This window comes from Pseudogemmobacter humi (assembly GCF_900609055.1).
GTDB classification, from domain to species: Bacteria; Pseudomonadota; Alphaproteobacteria; order Rhodobacterales; family Rhodobacteraceae; genus Pseudogemmobacter; species Pseudogemmobacter humi.
The window spans coordinates 1-4,087 of sequence record NZ_UXAW01000065.1 but is presented as its reverse complement, the minus strand read 5'-3'; the positions used below and the strand labels follow the sequence as shown (position 1 = coordinate 4,087).

3 protein-coding genes are annotated in these 4,087 nt (G+C 64.1%); 1 reads left to right on the top strand and 2 read right to left on the bottom strand.

Features of this window, described 5'->3' with window-relative positions; all coding sequences use genetic code 11:
- Positions 1-324: 324 nt before the first annotated feature.
- Positions 325-1,668 (bottom strand): trimethylamine monooxygenase, encoded by a 1,344-nt coding sequence (locus tag XINFAN_RS10050; RefSeq protein ID WP_124086434.1) that lies wholly within the window; start codon positions 1,666-1,668, stop codon positions 325-327.
- A gap of 160 nt (positions 1,669-1,828) precedes the next feature.
- Between XINFAN_RS10050 and XINFAN_RS10045 the strand changes: the two genes are divergently transcribed.
- Positions 1,829-3,124, top strand: a complete 1,296-nt coding sequence (locus tag XINFAN_RS10045; protein ID WP_124086432.1) for an ABC transporter substrate-binding protein — start codon at positions 1,829-1,831, stop codon at positions 3,122-3,124.
- Here XINFAN_RS10045 and XINFAN_RS10040 read toward each other — a convergent pair.
- Positions 3,108-3,827 carry a FadR/GntR family transcriptional regulator gene (locus XINFAN_RS10040; protein WP_124086436.1) on the bottom strand — a complete coding sequence of 240 codons (720 nt, stop codon included), beginning with the start codon at positions 3,825-3,827 and terminating at the stop codon, positions 3,108-3,110. The genes XINFAN_RS10045 and XINFAN_RS10040 overlap by 17 nt on opposite strands.
- Between the last annotated feature and the right edge of the window lie 260 nt (positions 3,828-4,087).

Here is a 4,087-nt window from a genome sequence, read left to right as displayed (position 1 = left end):
GCCACTCACCCACATAATGAACCAAACGCCGCCACCCGCCCATACGCCGGAAGCACCCGCAAAGGACATGTCGTCAAAGGCCTGCGCGCAGCGCCCCGCACCTCAGATATATCCGCGCCACAAAAGCCAGCCGGCAAAGCCAAGCCCCACCACCAGCAAAGAAAACGCCACCGAAGCCGCAACCCGACCGACCACACCTCGCGACCAGGCGCGACATCGCCGGGCACGCTGGCCGTGGGGCGGAGTGGGGAATGGAAAGGGGCGCCGGATCGCTCCGGCGCCCCTCCTGAGCGGAACGGCTCGGTTGCGCCAGAGCGTGCCGTCTCAGTTCTGAAGATAGCTTTCCATCGTATCGTCCAGCGCATCCTTCCAGGGTGTGTGGTGCACGGGCGCCATGGTGCCGGTGATCACCGAACGGTAGCAGTTGTTGCGGAAGCCCATGATATCCTTCTTCTTGTGTTCTTTCCACTCGAAGAAGATCTCGCAGGCGCCATCGACGTCGAAGCTGGGATAGTCGGTCTCGGCGATCAGTTCCTTGACGTAATCGCCCTGATACTGGATCGCGTCATGGGTATCCTTGCCGGCATCCTCGCGCGCCACCCGGTCCTCGACATCGGCCACCAGCGCCGCCTTGTCGGCGGGCACCTGGAGACGGCCCATGATCGCGTCGCGCACCCACCAGGCCTGAGCGTCGAACATGTTGAAGGTGAACCACTGGTCCTGCATGCCGAGGTAGAACAGCGCCGGATTGTTGACGAAGACCACGCCCTTGTAGAGGTCGGCGGTCGCCAGCCGGTTCGCGGTCTTCAGCCGCAGATCGTCGGGCAGGAAGGGGAAATGATGCTTGTAGCCGGTGCAGAGGATGATCGCGTCGATCTTCTTGGTGGTGCCGTCGCCGAAGGTGACGGTATTGCCGTCCACCCGCTTCATATTGGGCTTTTCTTCCCAGTTGTCGGGCCATTTGAAGCCCATCGGCGCCGAGCGGTAGGTGTTGGTGATCGACTTCGCGCCGTATTTCCAGCACTGCGAGCCGATGTCCTCGGACGAATAGCTGGTGCCGACCAAGAGCACGTCCTTGCCGGCGAATTCGCGGGCGTCGCGGAAGTCATGGGCGTGGACGATGCGGCCGTTGAACCGCTCGAAGCCGGGGAATTCGGGCACGTTCGGGGTCGAGAAATGGCCCGAGGCGACGATCACATGGTCGAACTCTTCGGAATAGCAGTGATCGTTCGGCAGATCCTGCACGGTGACGGTGAACTTCTTGCGGCTCTCGTCCCATTCCACAAGGCGCACGACGTTCTCGAAGCGGATCCAGTCGCGCACGCCCGCCTTCTTCACCCGGCCTTCGATATAGTCGAACAGCACGGCGCGCGGCGGGTAAGAGGCGATCTGCTTGCCGAAATGCTCCTCGAAGGAATAGTCCGCGAACTCCAGCCCCTCTTTCGGACCATTGGACCAGAGGTAGCGATACATCGAACCATGGACCGGCTCGCCATACTGGTCCAGACCAGTTCGCCAGCTGTAGTTCCACAGCCCGCCCCAGTTGGCCTGCTTCTCGAAGCAGACGACCTCAGGGATTTCGGCTCCTTTGGCAGCGGCCGACTGGAAAGCGCGAAGCTGTGCGAGGCCGGACGGACCTGCACCAATGACGGCGACTCTTTTCTTCATGTGGTTTTGCTCCCGTTGGTCTGCACCAGTTCGCTTGACTGGTCCATTATTGACTGATCCAATTACGCGATAAGATTGCGCGCGTGTCAACAAATCTTCATTATGAGAAATACCATATCGTGCGATCAGGCACGATTGCGGCGGAATCGGAGGCCCCGGGATGAGCGCATCGAGCCTTGCGCAACGGCTGGCAGTGGGCGGCGTGCTCAAACGCTTCGGGATCGGGGTGCGCGAATCCGTGCGCATCGGCTTTCTGGCACCGCTGTCCGGGCCGGTGCAGTCCTGGGGCCTGCCGGGGCTGAACGGCTGCCGGATCTGGGTCGACTGGCTGAACGATTCGGGCGGGATGCTGATCGGCGGCGAGCGGCACCGGGTGGAACTCATCGCCGAGGATTGCGGCTTCGATCCCGACCGCGGGGCGCTTGGCGCGCGGCGGCTGATCCAGGATCACAACGTGCGCTTCCTGATGATGCTGGGCGGCGACAGCATGACGAAGCTGCGCGGCTGGCTGACCGGGCGCAAGGTGCTGACCTCGACGCTGCTGCCCAGCGACCTCTCGCCCGACATGCCCTATCTGATCGCCCCGAGCGAGATCCATCCGCTGTTCAACGTCACCGCGGTGGACTGGCTGGCGCGCGAGCGGCCCGATCTGAAACGGGTGGCTTTGTGCAGCCAGACCGACCTGCTGGGCCTGCCCTCGCTTGCCGCCTATCGCGCGGCTTTCGCGGCAGGCGGGTTCACCATCTGCCATGAGATCCAATATCCCCCGGGCAGGGCCAATGCCGAAGCCATGGTCGCCGCCATGCTGGAGCGGGATCCGCAGGTGCTGTGCTGGTGCACCAGCCATACGCCGATGGTCCATGCGCTGACCGAAGCCGCGTTCCGCGCGGGCTTTCGCGGCCAGATCCTGTCCTGCACCGCCGACGGCTACCCCGAACTGGTGGCGAAGACCTCGCCCGGCTTCATGGAAGGCTTCCTGTTCCAGTTCCCCGATTTCGACGACCCGGCGCTCCAGGACAAGAGCTTCTTCTTCAACCGCCCCGCCGCCTTCCACCAGGAATACGAGCGCCGCTTCCCCGGCAGCTGGAGCGCGGTGTCCTGGGAATATGCCGCGAACCTGGATCTCTGGCACGCGGCGGTGCAAAAGGCCGGGACGGTGGCGCCGGTCTCGGTTCTGGCGGCGATGAAACACGGCGGGCGCGGCGATCACGCTTTCGGCCGGGCGCATTGGCGCGGGCTGGAACTCTTCGGCAACGACAATGCCCTGGTCGGCGACTGGCCGGTGGTCAGGATCACCGGCGGCAAGGCCCGGATCGTGGCGTTCGGCTCGATCCCGGCCTGGCTGGCCAGCCATGGCGAGCGGCTGAAACAGGAAATGGAGGCGCTCGGCCAGATGTGGTATCAGCGCCAGAGCCGCCCCGCCGCCGCGGCGGAAAGCCTCAATCCTCCTGCATGAGCAATTTCTGCTCTTCGATCAGCAACAGCTTGGTGAATTCCACCGCGCTTTCGATGTCGCGCGCCGTGATGGTGTTGAACAGGGTATTGTAGTGGCGCTGGCAGTCCTGAATGCGCCGCGGCGTCAGATAGCGCCGGTTCAGCGCGGCGCGAAAGGCCTGGCGGCGGGCGGCAATCACCAGATCGTAGCAGGCGGTGATCAGCGGGTTGCCGGTGCCGCGCGCGATCATCCGGTGGAATTCGTCTTCGAGCCGGGCGAAATCGCCGGCATCGGTCGAGACCGCCTCCATCGAAGACAGCACCTCGCCAAGCGCCTCGATCTCGCGCGGTGACATGTTGACGATGGCAAGGCGGATGATCTCGGGCTCCAGAATCCCGCGCATGACCTGAAGATCCAGGGGGCTGGTCTCGGCCGCCACATCCGAGGCGTCGATATCCTCGGCCTGGGTCAGGCCGGTGACGAAACTGCCGCTGCCGGCACGGCGCCGGATCACGCCCTGGTTCTCCAGCACGTCCAGCGCCTCGCGCACGGTGTTGCGCGCGACCCCCAACTCGCCCGCCAGCGTGCGTTCCGAGGGCAGCCGCTCATCCACCGCATATTCCTGCGACAGGATCCGCGCGAGCAGCGTCTCGGCCACCACCCTGACGGTGGCGCCGACCGACTGGTCCGCGAACAGCACCGAGGCCAGATCCTGATTGCGCATCTTCATCTCCACTCTCCCCCGCGCCCGAGTTCAGCAGAAGCGGCGCGCCGGGGCAAGCCGGGCCTGAGGCCGCAAGGCCCCTCCCGCAACAAAAGAGGCGCGCCCGTTCAGGCGCGCCCAAGGAGAAACGGGTGGCCGAAGCCAGCCCGCCAGGGGATCAGATATCGAGGGTATTTTGCAATTCCCATTCTGTGAAATGGGATGCGTACTGGTTCCATTCCTGGGTTTTCATCTTGATATAGGCGTCGGAGAATTCGGTG